This window comes from Streptacidiphilus jiangxiensis, assembly GCF_900109465.1.
Classification (GTDB): Bacteria; Actinomycetota; Actinomycetes; order Streptomycetales; family Streptomycetaceae; genus Streptacidiphilus; species Streptacidiphilus jiangxiensis.
Genome location: NZ_FOAZ01000018.1, coordinates 163075 through 179052, shown reverse-complemented (window position 1 = coordinate 179052; position 15978 = coordinate 163075). Strand labels below are relative to the sequence as shown.

Genomic DNA, 15978 nt, shown 5'->3' with positions numbered 1-15978 from the left:
GGGGAGGCCGCGAGGGCAGCACGAAGCGCGGGCCGGACGACGGCCCGTACGTGCGACCGATCAGCTGCGGCCCAGCCAACCCTGCTGAGGTCCGCCGGAGTTGTACGACCGGTCGCAGGCGACCTGACCAGCCTGTCCGGGCAGGCGATCAACAATCCTGGTAGCCCTGGCGCGCTCGTGTCAAGTATGATGAGCTACCGTCCGAACATTCGGTCTGGCCGCTCAGGTCGTGAACTGAGACACCGTCCGGGCCAAGATCCGTTCGGGCGCCGACGGCGTCCTGGGATGAATACTGGGAGTCCCGTGTCTGATTTTCCTGGAACGGCATCCGGAAGAATCCGTGCAATAGTGGCCGAGGTTCTGGACGTCGATGTCACGGAAGTCTCCGAAACGGACCTCTTCTACGAGGACCTCGGTGTCGACTCGCTGGAGAAGGTCGAGATCACCACCCGCGTCGAGGCCGAGTTCGGCGTCAAACTGTCCGCCGAACAGGCGGCGGCGATCCGCTGTGCCGCGGACGCGGTGGCGGCCCTGGCGGCCACCGCGACGGCGACCGACCTGGTGGATCGCCTGGTCGGCCGTCAGTTGGCGGCGGGCCGTGGCGGGTGCACCGCCGTGGTCGACCCCGACCTCGGCGAGGTCGACTACCGGCGGCTCCACGGCGCGGCACGCGGCTACGCCGGCGCGCTGCGGGCGGCCGGCGTCACGCCCGGCTCGCGCGGCCTGGTCATCGCCGAGGACTCGTTGGCGACCGTGGTCGCGGCACTCGGGCTCTGGTGGCACGGCTGCGTCCCGGCGATCGTCAGCCCGATGCTCAGCGACGCCGAACTGCGGCACATCTGCGACGACTTCGGGCCCGCCCTGCTCCACCTGGACGCCGCCCCGAAGCGACAGCAGGCGCTCGCCACGATGTTCGCCGCCGTCCCGCAGCTGACCGGGGACGACGTCCGCGAGGCGCTGCGCACGGGCACGCCGACCCCGGCCTCCCGGCCGGACGAGGCGTCAGAGCCCGCCGGGCGGGCTGCCGACGACGAGGCACTGGTGCAGTACACCTCGGGAACCACCGGTGTGCCCAAGGGAGTTCGTCACCGCGCCGGGGCGCTCGAGGCCGTGGTCGACGGCTTCGGCTCGCTCCTGGGCCTGCGTCAGGACGACGTGGTGCTGTCCAGCGCCCGCATGTCGTTCGGCTACGGCTTCGGCAGTTCGGTGCTGCTGCCGCTCGCGGCCGGGGCCACGGTGGTCCTCATCCGTGGCGTCGCCGACCTGCATGCGGTGAGCGCGGCCGTGGAGCGCCACCGGCCGACGGTGCTCTGCTCCGTCCCGCGGATGTACGCCGCGCTGCTGGACGGCGGGAAGGCGAGCGAGATCCCGGCGCTGCGGAAGCTGCGGCTGTGCCTGTCGGCCGGTGAGAACTGCCCGCCGGCGCTGGCCCGACGGATCCGGGGCGAGTTCGGCGCCGAGCTGGTCAACGGCCTGGGCGCCACCGAGGCGCTCTACATCGTGGTCGCGACGCCGTCGGACGACCCGACGGTGACCGGCATCGGCACGGCGGTCCCCGGCGTCACCGCGACCGTGCGCGGCCAGGAGGGTCAGCTCCTCCCCGCGGGCGCCGAGGGACGGCTCCACATCGCCGGCCCCACCGTGGCGCTCGGCTACATCGGCCGCGCCGACGCGGCCCGCAAGGCCTTCGCCGACGGGGGCCTCTACACCGGCGACATCGTCCGGCGCACCGAGCACGGCTCGTTCGAGTACCTGTGCCGCGCCGACGACCTGCTGAACCTCGGCGGCTACAAGGTCGCCCCGAGCGAGATCGAGTCCGTGGTGCGGGCGGTGGCGGGCGTGCGCGAGTGCGCCGTCGTCGCCGCCCACGACGGGAACGGCCTGGAGGAAGCGGTGCTGTATCTGGTGGCGGCCGAGGAGGCCGACCCCGGCCAGGTCCGGCGGGCCGTGCTCGCGGCGATGCGCGGGGCGCTCGCCTCCTTCAAGAGGCCGGCCCGGGTCGAATTCCTCGACCGCTTGCCCACCACCTCCACCGGCAAGCTGGCCACCTACCGGCTCCGCACCCAGGCGGTCCAGGCATGAGCTGGGACATCACCGGGATGGGCGCGGTGGCCAACCTGGGCGCCACCCCCGAGGCGGTCTTCGAGTCGCTCTGCGCGGGACAGGAGACCAGAACCCCGCTGCGTGCCTTCGACGCCGCCAAGTACCGCGCGCAGTACGCCTACGAGATCGACGACCGGGCCGAGCCCGGCCGGGACGAACCGCTGCGGGCCTCCCGCTGGTTGACCTCCGTGGTGGCCGACGCCCTGGCCGACGCCGGGCTCGGCGACGACCTGACCGACGTGCCGGTGCTGGTCGGCACGACCATGCGGGAGCAGCGCAGCGCCGAACTCTGGTGGCGCGACGGCGCCGGGATCGGGCCGGCCGACCTGCACTTCGGCACCCCGCTGCGGCGGGCCTTCGGTGCGCGGAACACCTACACCTTCGCCAACGCCTGCTCGGCGAGCCTCTACGCGCTGGGCATGGCCGCGGACCTGATCGAGACGGACATGGCCGACACCGTCGTGGTGGCCGGCGCCGACTCGATGACCGAGAGCGCCTTCGGAACCCTCGACAAGGTGCAGGCGGAGACCCCGCGGGCGCTGCGGCCCTTCGACGAGTCGCATCTGGGCATGCTGATGGGCGAGGGAGCGGTCGCCGTCGTCCTGCAGCGCGCCGGCACGGCGGGGCGGGCCCGGGCCCGGCTGCGCGGGGTGGGGATGAACTGCGACGCCCACCATGCCACCGCACCCGACCACGACGGCATCACCCGCGCGGTCCGCGACGCCCACCGGCGCGCCGGGGTCCGGGCCGAGGACATCGACCTGGTCATGCTGCACGGCAGCGGGACCCCGCGCAACGACGAGACCGAGGCGGGCGTGCTGGCGGAGGTCTTCGCCGACGCCGGAGCCGGTCCGCTGATGACCGCGATCAAGTCCATGACCGGGCACACGCTCGGCGGTTCGGGCCTGCTGAGTCTGGTCATGGCCGTCATCGCGTTCGAACAGCGGCGCGTGCCACCGGTGCTGGGGCTGACCGATCCGATCAAGCAGGCGGCCGGTCTGCGCCTGGTGCGGCACGAGACGGTCGCGGCCGAGCCGAGGACCGCGCAGATCGACGCGTTCGGCTTCGGCGGCATCAACGCCGTGGCGATCCTGGAGGCGACCCGATGACCGCGACATCCGACGACATCGTCATCACCGGCGTGGGGCTCGCCGTCCCGGGACTGGGCGGGGCCGCCGACCTGCTCGGCGCGCCGTCCGGCACGGACGGCTTCGATCCCGCGACGGGCCTGACCGGACGCGAGATGCGCAACAAGGACCGCGCCTCGCGACTGGCCCTGCACTGCGCCCACACCGCGCTGCGCGACGCCGGCCTGGTCGACGCGGACGGCTACACCGGCGACCGCGACACCACCGCCGTGGTGGTCAGCTCCAACCTGGGGACGCTGGAAGGTCTGTGCCAGGCCGTCGACACGATCGCCGAGCAGACCGTCGTCGGCCTCAGCCCGCTGGGCCTGCCCGGCACCTCCAGCAACGTGGTCGCCGGCTGGGTGGCCATCCGCTACGGCCTGCGCGGCCCCAACCTGACCGTGTGCAACGGCGCCACCAGCGGCCTGGACGCGCTGTACTGGGCGCGGAACCTGATCGCGGCCGGACGCGCCGGCGCGGCGGTCGTGGTCGGTGTGGAGCCGGCCAACGAGGCCGTCACCCGGATGCTGGGCCGGCCGAGCACGGACGTGGCCGCCGCCCTGGTGCTGGAGCCCGCCCGGACCGCGGCCGCCCGCGCGGCGGACGGCCGCGCGACGATCGGCCGGTACGCCCGGACCGCGGACCTCGCGGGCGCCGTGGCGGCCGCGACCGGCGGTGCCGAGGCGATCGGCCTGCGGCTCACCGGGGCCGACCTCGAGGCGCGGCTCGGCCCCTGCTCCGGCGCGCTCGGCGTGCTGCAGGTGGCAGCGGCAGCCGCGCACCTGTCCGGCGGCGGGCGAGGCCCCGTCCTGGCGACCACCGGCGGCGCCCCCGAGGACGACGCGGCCGCCGCGCTGGTCCTCACGGCCTGCGGCCACTGATCCCGCACACCCCACCCACCCCACAGAGAGGCACCACCATGGCTGAGAACCTGGACATCGAGGACCTGCGCGCGATGCTGGCGCAGACGTTGGAGCTCCCGCTCGCCGAGATCGGTGACGAGTCCCACTTCACCGAGGAGCTGGAGATGGACTCCCTGATGTCGCTGGAGATCGCCTCCAACCTGGAGTCCCGCTACGCCATCACCATCCGCGACACCGACTTCGCGCAGGCGCGGACGCTGGTCCAGCTGCACGACCTGGTCGCGGCCAAGATCGAGGAACGGTCCGCGGCGTGACCGGGGCGCACACCTCCGAGCCCCGCCGGGTCGCCCTGGTCAGCGGTGGCTCCCGGGGCATCGGCCGGGCGGTGGTGGTCCGCCTGGCCCAGGACGGGCACGACATCGCGTTCTGCTACCACTCCCGTGCCGAGGCCGCCGCCGAGGCCGCGGAGGAGGCGACCCGGGCCGGCGCCCGGGTCCTCGCCCGAAAGGTCGACGTCTCCGACCCGGCCGCGTGCCAGGACTTCGTCACCGCCGCCGAGCAGGAGCTCGGCCCGGTCGACGTGGCGGTCACGGCCGCGGGTATCACCCGCGACAAGCCGCTGGTCCAGATGGACGACGCCATGTGGCGCGACGTCATGGCCACCAACCTGGACGGGACCTTCCACATCAGCCGGGCCGTGCTGCAGTCGTTCATCAAGCGGCGGACCGGCTGCCTGGTGGCGCTGTCCTCCGTCGCCGGCGTGTACGGCAGCGCCTCCCAGACGAACTACGCGGCCTCCAAGGCGGGCATCATCGGCTTCACCCGCTCGGTGGCCAAGGAGTACGGCCGGTTCGGCGTCCGGGCCAACGTCGTGGCGCCGGGCTTCGTCACCACCGACATGACGGCCGGGGTGGGGGAGCGGACCCGGGAGAAGTACCTGGGCCAGATCCCGCTGCGCCGTTTCGGCGCCGCGGAGGAGGTCGCGGACCTGGTGGCGTTCCTGGCCTCGGACCGGGCGGGTTACATCAACGGCCAGGTCATCGGCATCGACGGCGGTCTGGTGATCTGACGGTGCGAATGAGAGAGCGAGCAGCCATGGAGATCCTCGACCGGGCCCGGGCCCTGGCCCCGGAACTGGCCAAGCGGTCCGACGAGATCGAGGAGTCCCGACGGCTCCCCGCCGACGTCGTCGAGGCGCTGCGGGCCACCGGCGTGTTCCGGATGGGCTTTCCCGAGGCCTGGGGCGGCCCGGCCATGACGCCGATGCAGCAGACCGAGGTGATCGAGGCGCTGGCCACCGGCGACGCCTCCGCGGCCTGGTGCGCCATGGTGGGCATGGACACCGGCCTGTACGCCCGCTGCCTGGACGAGTCGGTGGGCCGGGAGCTCTTCCCGGATCTGGACGTGATCACCGCCGGCGCCATCCCGCCGCGCGGCCGGGCCGAGCGGGTGCCGGGCGGCTTCAACGTCACCGGCGAGTGGCAGTTCGGCAGCGGCATCACCCACTGCGACTGGGTGGTGGCCGGCTGCCTGGTCTTCCAGGACGGCAAGCCGGAGGCCAATCCCAACCCCCGTGGCGGGCGTGCCCACTGGCGCATGATCCTGGCCCGGCCCGCGGACTTCGAGATCGTGGACAACTGGTTCACCTCCGGTCTCGCCGGGAGTGGCAGCTGCGACTACCGCACCGCCGGCCTGTTCGTGCCGGAGGAGCACACCTTCAGCTTCGCCAATCCGGCCAACCCCGGCCCCTGGACCACTCCGGACGCGATCCTGCGCACCATGCCGGGCGTGGCGCTCGGGGTGGGTCGGGCCGCCCTGGACCACGTGCGCGAACTGGCCGCGTCCCGGGTGGACCGGCTCACCCAGACGCCGTGGTCGGAGAGCTACCGCGTGCAGATGGCCCTCGCTCAGGCCGAGATGGACCTGACCGTGGCCCGGCAGGCGGTCTACGGCAGCCTGCGCGACCAGTGGGAGCTGCTGCAGGGGGGTGCGGAGCTGACGGCCGACGCCCAGGTCGCCGTGGCGCTGGCCCGGGTCAACGCCTTCCGCACGGTGCGCTCCCTGCTGTCCTCGCTGTTCGACCTGATGACGACGACGGCCGTCTACCGTCCGTCGCCGCTGGACCGCTGGCTGCGCGACGTCACCACGATGTGCCAGCACGCCACCGTCCAGGACCAGATCCTGCAGTCGGCGGGGGCCGTCCTGCTGGGCGGCAAGCCGCAGAACCCGTTCGCCCTGGGCCTGCCGGAGTAGGCCGGCCCCGCCGGTCAGGAATCGAGTGAGACAGATGCAGCAGACCGTGAAGCTGGTCGGGATCGGCGGGTCCGCCCGCCCGGACGGGACGGCGGAGCGGGCGCTTCGCGCGGTGCTGGCCGAGGCGGGCCGGCTCGGCGCGCAGGTCACCGTGGTCTCCGGGGACCAGCTGGTCCTGCCGCTCTACGATCCCCGCGAGGCACGGCGCTCGCCGAAGGCCAGGCGCCTGGTCGCCGAGGTCGCCTCGGCGGACGGGATCGTGCTGGCCGGCCCCGCCTACCACGGCAGCGTCTCCGGGCTGGTGAAGAACGCGCTGGACCATCTCGAGGAACTGCGCGACGACGCGCGGCCCTACCTCACCGACCGGGCCGTCGGCTGCGTGAGCGTCGCCCAGGGCCGGCAGGGCGCGTCGTCCACGCTCGCGGCGCTGCGCGACGTGGTGCACGCCCTGCGCGGCTGGCCCACCCCGCTCGGCGTGGCGGTCAACACCGCCGTCGCCGGGTTCGACCAGGACGGCCACTGCACGGACCCGCACCTGCGGGCCCAGTTGGCCCTGATGGCGGGGCAGGTGGTGGAGTTCGCCCGGCTGCGCTCGCGGGCGGCCGAGCCGGTCTTCCGGTTGGCGGGCTGACGTGCTGGTGGTCCGTCCGCGGCCGGTCCCGGACCCGGCCGTCCGCCTCTTCCTGTTCCATCACGCCGGCGGCTCCCACCTGCTCTACCGGGGGTGGGCCGCCGCCTTCCCGCCGGACTGGGAGCTCTGCCTGCTCGCGGCGCCCGGCCGCGCCGAGTCGGCCGCGAAGCCGCCGGTGTCGGACTGCGCGGAGCTGGTGGAGCTGTTCCGGGGCGCCGTGGCTCCGCTGAGCGACCGGCCGTTCGCCTTCTACGGCCACAGCATGGGCGCCCTGCTCGCCTACGAGCTGACCCGGGTCCTGCTGGACCGGGGCGAGGCGCTGCCGTGCTGGCTCGGGGTGTCCGCCTTCGGCGCGCCGCGGGCCCCGCAGGGGCCCGCCGTCCGCCGGGACCTGCTCCCGGACCCGGAGCTCAAGGAGCTGCTGCGCAGGATCGGGGGCAACGCGGAGCGGCTGTTGGAGGACGAGGGTCTGTGGCGGTTCTTCGGGCCGCTCTTCCGCAACGACTTCCGTCTCGTCGACTCCTGGCGCCCGCGGGAGCCGTTCGTGCGGCTGCCGGTCCCGCTGACCGCCTTCGGCGGCGTCGACGACGTGGTCGTCGACGCCGCCGGTCTGGCCGAGTGGGCCGAGCACACCGAGGAGTTCCTCGGGGTGCACCGCTACCAGGGGGACCACTTCTACCTGCGGTCCCACCGCGACGACCTCGCCCGGTACATCACGGCCGCCGTGGCGAGCCGGACCGTGCGGGCCGAGGCCGCCGAACGGCAGTGACGGAGCGTCAGACCGCAGCCGCGGCGCTCAGGTGGTCGAGCAGCCGGGCCGTGAGGGCGGGGGCCTCGTCGGTCGCGGCGATGTGGCCCGCGTCGACGACGGCGGGGACGGCGCCGGGGATGCCGGCGAGAAGCTCCTCGGCGGCGCCCGGCGGCGTGGCCGTGTCCCGCGAGCCGGCGACGACGAGCGTCGGGGCGGCGATCCGCCCCAGCTCCGGGCGCAGGTCGTACCCCGCGATGGCGTCGCAGCAGGCGGCGTAGCCCTCGGGCGCCGCGGCGACCAGATCGCCGAGCAGGGCGGCCCCGCGCGGCGTGGTGGCCGTGTCGGGGTCGCCGAACCAGCGGCCCGGAGCCGCCTCCAGCAGCCAGCCGGTGCCCTCACGACGCACCTGGGCGGCCCGCTGCGTCCAGCGGTCCGGGTCGCCGAACCGCGCGGCGCCGGCGACCATCGCGAGGGAGGCGACCCGCTCGGGATGGCGCGCGGCCAGCAGGCCGCCGATCGCCCCGCCGATCGAGATGCCGGCGTAGTGGAATCGGTCGTGCCCGTGCAGGTCCACCAGATCGAGGACCAGGCGCGCCAGGTCGACCATGGTGGTGCGGCCGGGCTCCGGGTGCGGTACGACCTCGGACGGGGACCGTCCGTGCCCGGGCAGATCGAAGCAGAGGGTCCGGAAACCGAGACCGAGGGCCTGCAGATGCGGCTCCCAGACCTTGGTCGAGGTACCCAGGGACGGTCCCAGGACCAGCAGCGGAGCGTCCGCCGGGCCGGCCAGGACGTGGTGGAGCCGTGCGGAGGCGGTCGGCACCGGCGGCTACCAGTTCTCGAAGAGGGCAGGGTCCAGGACCGCCTCGGCCAGTCCGCGCAGGGTCGGCTGCCGCAGCACGCCGGACGGCGGCATCGCCAGGCCCGCCTTGCCCGCCCGGCTGGCGACGATGAGCGCGAGCATGGAGTCGCCGCCGAGTTCGAAGAAGTTCTCCTCGGGCGAGGTCACCGGCACGTCCAGGACCTCCTCCCAGATCCGGCGCAGGGTCTCCAGCGCCTCGTCGATCGGTTGCACGGCAGCGGTCATGGTCCTCAGTCCTTTCGGGTGCGCGAGTCGGATCGTATGCGTCGCCCCCGGTCCGACGTGCCCGTCCCAAGGACGGGTTGCAGACCGGCCGTAGGGCCGAAGCACGTGACGTCCCGGTGGAGAAGGCTGAGGGACAGTCCCCAACCCCGCCGGAAAGGTCACCAGGTGACGGGCCCAGCCAATTCCCTCCCGCCGCAGGGCATCACGCTCGACGGACGGTCGCTGTCCTCGCGCGAGGTCGCCTGGAGCGCGCGCGGAGACGCCGCAGCCAACCCGGTGCGCCTCAGCGAGGAGTCCCGCGTCAGGATGCGGGCTTCCGTGGCCCTCAAGCACACGCTGCTGGAGCAGGAGATCCCGATCTACGGGGTCACCACCGGCTTCGGCGACAGCTGCAGCCGGCAGATCTCCCCGGACAAGGCGGCCGAGCTCCAGCGCAACCTGGTGCTCTACCACCTCAACGGGACCGGCCCGGCGGCGGTCCGCGAGGTCGCCCGGGCGACCATGCTGATCCGCGCCAACGCCCTGTCCCGTGGGCCGTCCGCGATCCGTCCCGAGGTCGTGGAGACGCTGCTGGCGCACCTGGGCCGGGACGTGCTCCCGCTGATCCCCGAGCGCGGTTCGCTCGGGGCGAGCGGCGACCTGGTCCCGCTGTGCTACCTCGCGGCGGCGCTGATCGGCGAGGGCGAGGTGAGCCACCGCGGCACGGTGCGGCCGGCCCTGGACGCTCTCGCGGAGGAGGGTCTGGAGCCGGTCCGGCTCGAGCCCAAGGAGGGCATCGCGCTGATCAACGGCACCAGCTTCACTGCCGCCTACGGCGCGCTGGCGGCTTGGGACGCCCAGGAGTTGGCGTTCGTCGCGGAGCTGGCCACGGCCATGACGCTGGAGGCCCTGCGCGGCAACGCCTCGGCGATGCACGCGTTCGTGCACGACAACAAGCCGCACCCGGGCCAGGTGGAGAGCGCGCGGACCGTCCGCACCCTGCTGGACGGCTCCAAGCTGGCGACGTCCTTCGAGGACATCCTGCTGCGCCGGGAGCGTCTGTCCGGGCGCGGGTTCGTGCAGCTGCGGGAGCCGGTCCAGGAGAAGTACTCGGTGCGCTGCGCCCCGCAGATCATCGGCATCGTCCACGACACGCTGGAGTGGGTCGAGCGCTGGCTCGGCACCGAGATCAACTCCTCCAGCGACAACCCCCTGTTCGACGCCGAGGAGGGCGGTCTGCACCTCGGCGGGAACTTCTACGCGGGCCACGTCGGCCACGCGATGGACGCCCTGAAGGTCACCGTCGCGGGCCTGGCGGACCTGCTGGACCGTCAGCTGGCGCTGGTGGTCGACGAGAAGTTCAACAACGGGCTGTCCCCCAACCTGATCGTCGCCCGGGACCCGGACGACCCCCAGGCCGGGCTGCACCACGGCTTCAAGGGGATGCAGATCGCCGCCTCGGCGATCACCGCCGAGGCGCTCAAGCAGTCCAACCCGGCCTCGGTCTTCTCCCGCTCCACCGAGGCGCACAACCAGGACAAGGTCAGCATGGGCACGATCGCGGCCCGCGACGCCCGGACCGTGAGCGGTCTGGTGCGCGAGGTGGCCGCGATCCATCTGCTCGCCCTGGCCCAGGCGATCGACCTGCGCGGGATCGACCTGGCGTCGCCCGCGATCCGCTCGGTGCACGCGCTGATCCGCGAACACTCCCCGTTCGTGGACCGCGACCGCCGACTCGACTGTGACGTGAAGGCGGTGATCGGCCTGATCGAGAGCGGTGCGCTGCGGCGCGCCGCCGGTCTGGCCGACGCCGACTTCGTGGCTGGACGGAGGCTTGACGATGTTGCTTCTGCGTGACGCCGCCACCAGGGCGGAGGTTGGCCGACTCGCCGACGAGCACGCGACCCTGGTCGAGGAGAACCACCGCGGTACGGCCGACCTGTCCGCCGTGCATGCCGCCAAGCTGGTCGCCACCCTGCGGGCGGCCGTCGACTGCCCGCTCTACCAGGACTCCTACGACGAGAAGTTGCGCGACGTCCTGGCGGGGCCAGGCGGTGTCGACCCCGACGTGGTGCTGCACGAGGTCTTCCCCGGGCTGCCGTTGCTGGCCAAGGGCGCCCTGGCGGCCTCCGGCGGCTCCGCGTTCACCCGCCCGCTCGCGGAGTTCCTGCACTACTACGAGTCCTCCGGGACCACCGGCAACCCCGTCGCGGCGCCCAAGGCGATCGACGACCTGGTGGTCAACACCATCAACATCGGCGCGCTGTGGGCGCAGATCCTGCAGCCCGACGACGTGGCGCTGATCCTCATCAACGCCCCCTTCGCGCCGGCGGCCTACCAGTTCGAGAAGGTCCTGGAGTACCTCGGGGTGATGTCCTTCCGCCCCTGGGTGGACAACATCACCGGCAACTACCACCGGGTGCTGCGGCTGATCGACGAGCTGCACGCCAACGTGTTCGTCGGCCCGCCCTCCCGGCTGCTGGAGCTGCTGCAGTACGCCCACCGCAACGGTCTGCCCGCGCCGCGCTTCGACCGGCTCTTCCTGATGGCCGAGCAGACCGGCCCGGCCTTCGTCCGGCACCTGGAGCGGCAGACCGGCGCGACCGCCTACGTCTCCTCGTACGGCTCGTCGGAGACCGGGACCACCGCGGTGACCTGCGCGGAGCGCAACCTGCACCTGCAGACGCACAGTTACCTCCTGGAGCTCACCGACGAGAGCGGCACCAGGCCGATCGACGGCTCGCCGGACCGCGGCGAGCTGGTGGTCACCACCCTCGACCTCCCCGCCCGGCCGCTGCTGCGCTACCGGACGGGCGACCAGGTCGAGATCGTCGGCACCGACTGCCCCTGCGGGGCGCGCACGCCGGTCCTGCGGACCCTCGGCCGGGGGCAGGACGTGGTGACGCTCTCCGGCAACGGCATCCGGCAGAACGACCTGGAGGCCGCGCTGTGGTCGGCGCCGCTGCCGCGCTACACGGTCTTCAACTACATGCTCGTGGTGCGGGACCGCTCGATCGTGCTGCTGGTGACGACCGACGGCGAGCCCGACGAGGCCTGGTGCCGGGACGCCGCCGAGCGGTTCACGCCGCTCTTCGAGTCCATGACGGTGACGGTGCGCGCCGTGGAGACCCTGCCGCCGCTCGCCTCCCTGGGCCAGTACCTGGGCTGGAAGCTCTCCCGGGTGCTGGACCTCAACGACGAGGCCAACTGGGCCCGCCTGCCGGAGCCGATCAACACCCTGGTCGCCGAGTCGCTGCGCCAGCTGGACTCCGAAGGGGCCTGCTGATGTGCGGGATCACCGGCTGGGCCGACTGGAGCCGGTCCTTGGCCGACGAGGGCCGGACCGTGGCCGCCATGGCGGCCACGCTGGGCTGTGGCGCCGCTGACTCCACCAGGAGCCGGCTCGCCGCGCACGCCGCGCTGGCCTGGTGCGGGCGCGGCGAGGGCGGCGAGGACGGCGCGGGCCGCGGGACGGCGGACGCCGCCGAGCAGGTCGTCGTCGCCTTCGACGGCGAGCTGTACAACCGGGCCGAGCTGCGGGCGGAGCTCGAGCGCCGCGGCTGCCGGCCGCGCGGCGGGTCCGACCGCGAGCTGGTGCGCTGGGCCTTCCTGGAGTGGGACGAGGCGGCGTTCGACCGACTGGTCGGCATGTACGCCCTGGCCGTCTGGGACGGCCGCGACGAGCGGCTGCTGCTGGTCCGCGACCGGCTCGGCATCAAGCCGCTGTACTGGGCCCGCTGCGGCGAGGGCGTGCTCTTCGGCACCGCGCCCCGCGCGGTCCTCGCCCACCCGCGCTTTCCCGCCGAGGTGGACGCCGAGGGCCTGGCCGCCCTGTTCACCGTGGCGATCAAGCCCCCGGGCGTCGGCGTCTACCGCAACCTGCGCGAGGTGCGCCCCGGCCACCTCGTCCGCGTCGGCCAGGGGGGCGCCCGCGAGCACCGGTACTGGAGCCTGCGGACCGCCCCGCACACCGACGACCTGCCCACCACGGTGGCCGAGGTGCGCCGCCTGCTCGGGCAGGCGGTGGGTGAGCAGTCGCAGTCGGAGGTGCCGCTCGTGGCGCTGCTGTCGGGCGGTATCGACTCCAGCGCGATCGTCGGCCTGGCCGCCGAGGCGCTCACCCCGGACGGCGGCAAGCTCGCCACGTACTCCCTCGACTTCGCCGACGGCGAGCGCGACTTCAAGGCGGACGCGCTGCACGTCAGCCGGGACGCGCCGTTCGTGCGCGCCGTCGTCGACCACGTGGGGACCCGGCACAGCGAGGTCGTCGTCCAGGCGCCGGCCCTCACCGACGAGTTGGGCAACACTCTCCGTGCCAGGGACATGCCGGGCGTGGGCGACCTCGACGCCTCCCTGCTGCTGCTGTTCCGTGAGGTCCGCAAGCAGGCCGAGGTGGCGCTGTCGGGGGAGGGCGCCGACGACATCTTCGGCGGCTACCCCTGGTTCCTGGGCGAGGCCGGGCAGGCCACGGCCAACTTCCCCTGGTCGGCCGGGGTGACCGACCGCAACGCCCAGCTCTCGCCCGAACTGCGGGCGGTGCTGGACCTGGAGGGGTACGTCGCGGACGCCTACGCGGACGCCCTGGCGGAGGTGCCGCACCTGGACGGCGAGACCGGCCCGGACCGGCGGCTGCGCGAGGTGTTCCACCTCCAGCTCACCCGGTTCCTGCCGTTCCTGCTCGACCGCAAGGACCGGATGAGCCGCGCCAACGGGCTCGAGGTCCGGGTGCCGTTCTGCGACCACCGCCTGGTCGAGTACCTGTGGAACGTCCCCTGGGAGTACAAGCGCGCCGGCGGACAGGAGAAGGGCCTGCTGCGCGCCGCCGTGGCCGACCTGCTCCCCGAGCAGGTGGTCAACCGGCCCAAGAGCGGCTTCCCGTTCGGGCAGAGCCCGCAATACCTGGAGGCGGTGCGGCAGTCGGTGCGGCAGATCATCGACGAGCCGTCCTCCCCGGTGCGCGGCCTCGTCAACGAGGCCGCGGTCCGCGCGATGGTGGACAGCGACGCCTGGTTCAACGGCAAGTTCACCCCGCCGCCGTGGCTGCCCCGGGTCATCCAGCTCGACCAGTGGCTGCGCGAGTACGGCGTCTCGGTCGTGCTGTAGCAAGTGACGAACCGTCAATCATTCGTAAGAGAAGCAAAGGAGAACGCTGCGGTGTCGCGGTTGCACGTGGAGGAGTGGGGCAGTGGGGATCGCGTGGCGGTCCTGGTGCACGGGATCACGGCCGACTCGTCCAGTTGGTGGCGTACCGGTCCGGAGCTCGCGAGCCAGGGCTACCGGGTGCTGGCCCCCGACCTGCCCGGTCACGGACTGAGCGAGCGGTGGGACTCCTACACCCTGCAGGCCATGGCGGACGCGGTGGCCGAGGCGGTTCCCGCGCGCCCCGCGCTGGCCGTCGGCCACTCCCTCGGTGCGCTGCTGCTGGCCCAGGTCGTGGACCGGCTGCAGCCCGGGAAGGCCGTCTACGTCGACCCGGCCTGGGCGGCGGCGCCTCCGGACGGCGGCGCCATGGCCGCGGCCCTGCGCTCGCAGAAGGACTGGGACCTGGAGCGGATCCAGCAGGTGCTGCCCCGCTGGGAGGCGCAGGCCCAGCAGAACAAGCTCACCTCGCTCGCCCACTGGGACGACACCACCCTGGAGTCGTTCGACGGGTTCGCCGGCCTCACCCCGGACAAGCCGGCCGAGCCGTCGCTGCTGGTCCTCGCCGACCCGAGCCACAACATCCCGCCGCAGCGGGCCGAGGAACTGCGTGCCCTCGGGTTCGAGGTGCGCACCGTGCCCGACACCGGCCACGTCGTCCACAACGAGGACTTCGACGGCTTCAAGACGGCGCTCCAGGGCTGGTACTGAGAGGCGCTGATGGGAACCGACGAGATGTACCAGGCCCAGGAGCCGTCCTGGGCGCAGCGTCACCGGCTGGGCCAGATCGCCGGTGACGTGGCGGCCGGGGTCAACCGGCCCAGCCACCCGGCGGCGCTGCTGCGGGTGCGCGGACCGCTGGACGTCGCCGCGCTGGAGCGGGCCTGGCAGCGGCTCCAGCTCCGCCACCACGTGCTGCGGTGCGGGTTCGAACCGGGCACCGGCCGGTGGCGGCTGGACCGCCCGGCCGAGCCGACCCCGGTGACCGTGCTGCCCGCTGCGGCGGACCCGGTGCGGCTGCTCCACGAGGCGACCGACGCCCCCTTCGACCTGGAGCACGGCCCGTTGGCCCGACTGCTCCTGGCCGAGACCGGCGACGGCCTCCTCTTCGGACTCGTCACGGACCATCTCGTCAGCGACCTGTGGTCGGTCAACGTCCTCATGGAGGACCTCACCGCCTGTTACCGCCAGGAACTCGGCGAGTCGGTCGAGCTGCCGGCCGACGACTCGCTCGCCTTCCCGCAGCACGTGCGGGAGCAGAACGCCCACCTGGCGTCCGACGCCGGCCGGGCGCTGCTGACGCGCCTGGCGGAGCAGTTGGGGCAGGTGGGCCCGATCCCCGGGCTGCGCTTCGACGGGTTCACCGGGGCTCCCACGGCCGGCTACGCGAACCCGGGCGTGTTCCGCACCGCGATGCCCGCCGAGCTGGTCGCCGCGGTGACCGACGGGGCCCGCAGGACCCGGATGAGCAAGTGGAGCTGGATCCACGCGGCGGTGCACCGGGCGCTGTACGAGCTCGGCGACCAGGAGGCCGTCGGCACCACGCTGGTCACCGCCAACCGTGAGGCCTACGACGTGCGCAGGACGGTGGGCTTCCTGTCCGGCCGGGTGGTCATCGCCACCGAGCGGTCGGCGTCCGGCAGCGCCGGGACGTTCCTGCCGCACTTCAACCGGGCGGCGATCCGCGCCCTCGACGTCAGCTCCGCGGTCCCGTGGGGCAGCATCATCGAGCGGATGGAGCCGGACGCGTTCGGCGCGCCCAGCAGCGGGCCCTACTTCTCGTTCAACCCGCAGCCGTTGAGCCTCAACCGGCTCTTCGACGACCTCGGCTTCACGGACTGCGCCGTCGAGCCGGTGGCGGCCCCCGGACTCACCCTGGACGCGGCCCTCGCCGTGCTGCCGATCGAGACCCCGTCCGGCATCTCCGTCGTCGCCCACCACCGGGTCGACTGGTATCCGGCGCCCGCCGTCGAGGCACTGTGGGCGGCCGTCGAGCGCACCCTCGGGACGTGGGCGCGCGAGCTCGACACCTGGGAGCGGTGACG

Annotated in this window: 15 protein-coding genes; 13 read left to right on the top strand and 2 right to left on the bottom strand. The window is 73.4% G+C overall.

All coding sequences use genetic code 11. The annotated features are described in order from the left end of the window. Window positions 1–285 precede the first annotated feature (285 nt). From BMY61_RS30100 to BMY61_RS30065, 8 genes are read left to right on the top strand one after another with little or no spacing between them, the layout of a single operon-like run. Window positions 286–2082, top strand: coding sequence for an AMP-binding protein (locus BMY61_RS30100; RefSeq protein ID WP_075004118.1), 1797 nt, complete (start codon window positions 286–288; stop codon window positions 2080–2082). Continuing rightward, on the top strand, window positions 2079–3212 hold the full coding sequence (locus BMY61_RS30095; RefSeq protein WP_042446215.1) for a beta-ketoacyl-[acyl-carrier-protein] synthase family protein: 1134 nt from the start codon (window positions 2079–2081) through the stop codon (window positions 3210–3212). Before BMY61_RS30100 ends, BMY61_RS30095 begins: the two co-directional genes overlap by 4 nt. After that, window positions 3209–4111, top strand: a complete 903-nt coding sequence (locus BMY61_RS30090) for a beta-ketoacyl synthase N-terminal-like domain-containing protein (RefSeq protein WP_075004117.1) — start codon at window positions 3209–3211, stop codon at window positions 4109–4111. The genes BMY61_RS30095 and BMY61_RS30090 overlap by 4 nt, the downstream gene beginning before the upstream one ends. A gap of 38 nt (window positions 4112–4149) precedes the next feature. After that, a complete protein-coding gene (locus BMY61_RS30085; protein ID WP_042446209.1) occupies window positions 4150–4407 on the top strand; it encodes an acyl carrier protein in 258 nt (85 codons plus the stop codon). Next, window positions 4404–5162, top strand: a complete 759-nt coding sequence (fabG, locus tag BMY61_RS30080) for a 3-oxoacyl-ACP reductase FabG (protein WP_042446207.1) — start codon at window positions 4404–4406, stop codon at window positions 5160–5162. The genes BMY61_RS30085 and fabG overlap by 4 nt, the downstream gene beginning before the upstream one ends. A 26-nt stretch (window positions 5163–5188) precedes the next feature. Further along, window positions 5189–6346, top strand: coding sequence for an acyl-CoA dehydrogenase family protein (locus BMY61_RS30075; protein ID WP_236655968.1), 1158 nt, complete (start codon window positions 5189–5191; stop codon window positions 6344–6346). 34 nt (window positions 6347–6380) lie between these two features. After that, window positions 6381–6977 carry an NADPH-dependent FMN reductase gene (locus BMY61_RS30070; protein WP_042446201.1) on the top strand — a complete coding sequence of 199 codons (597 nt, stop codon included), beginning with the start codon at window positions 6381–6383 and terminating at the stop codon, window positions 6975–6977. 1 nt (window position 6978) lies between these two features. After that, entirely contained in the window at window positions 6979–7746 is a 768-nt protein-coding gene (locus BMY61_RS30065) for a thioesterase II family protein (RefSeq protein WP_063773227.1), read from the top strand. A 7-nt stretch (window positions 7747–7753) separates the two neighbouring features. Here the strand turns inward: BMY61_RS30065 and BMY61_RS30060 are convergent, their stop codons facing one another. Then, a complete protein-coding gene (locus tag BMY61_RS30060) occupies window positions 7754–8551 on the bottom strand; it encodes an alpha/beta fold hydrolase (RefSeq protein ID WP_042446199.1) in 798 nt (265 codons plus the stop codon). Between the two features lie 6 nt (window positions 8552–8557). Then, window positions 8558–8815: a phosphopantetheine-binding protein gene (locus BMY61_RS30055; protein ID WP_042446197.1), complete on the bottom strand. Its 258-nt coding sequence runs from the start codon at window positions 8813–8815 to the stop codon at window positions 8558–8560. A 165-nt stretch (window positions 8816–8980) separates the two neighbouring features. On the opposite strand from BMY61_RS30055, the gene BMY61_RS30050 reads away from it, so the two are divergent. From BMY61_RS30050 to BMY61_RS30030, 5 genes are read left to right on the top strand one after another with little or no spacing between them, the layout of a single operon-like run. Continuing rightward, on the top strand, window positions 8981–10651 hold the full coding sequence (locus tag BMY61_RS30050; protein WP_042446195.1) for an HAL/PAL/TAL family ammonia-lyase: 1671 nt from the start codon (window positions 8981–8983) through the stop codon (window positions 10649–10651). Continuing rightward, window positions 10635–12080 (top strand): phenylacetate--CoA ligase family protein, encoded by a 1446-nt coding sequence (locus BMY61_RS30045; protein WP_042446193.1) that lies wholly within the window; start codon window positions 10635–10637, stop codon window positions 12078–12080. Before BMY61_RS30050 ends, BMY61_RS30045 begins: the two co-directional genes overlap by 17 nt. After that, a complete protein-coding gene (gene asnB, locus BMY61_RS30040) occupies window positions 12080–13897 on the top strand; it encodes an asparagine synthase (glutamine-hydrolyzing) (RefSeq protein WP_042446191.1) in 1818 nt (605 codons plus the stop codon). The genes BMY61_RS30045 and asnB overlap by 1 nt, the downstream gene beginning before the upstream one ends. Before the next feature lie 51 nt (window positions 13898–13948). Beyond that, on the top strand, window positions 13949–14644 hold the full coding sequence (locus tag BMY61_RS30035) for an alpha/beta fold hydrolase (protein WP_042446189.1): 696 nt from the start codon (window positions 13949–13951) through the stop codon (window positions 14642–14644). Between the two features lie 9 nt (window positions 14645–14653). Continuing rightward, window positions 14654–15976, top strand: a complete 1323-nt coding sequence (locus BMY61_RS30030; RefSeq protein WP_042446187.1) for a condensation domain-containing protein — start codon at window positions 14654–14656, stop codon at window positions 15974–15976. Window positions 15977–15978 lie beyond the last annotated feature (2 nt).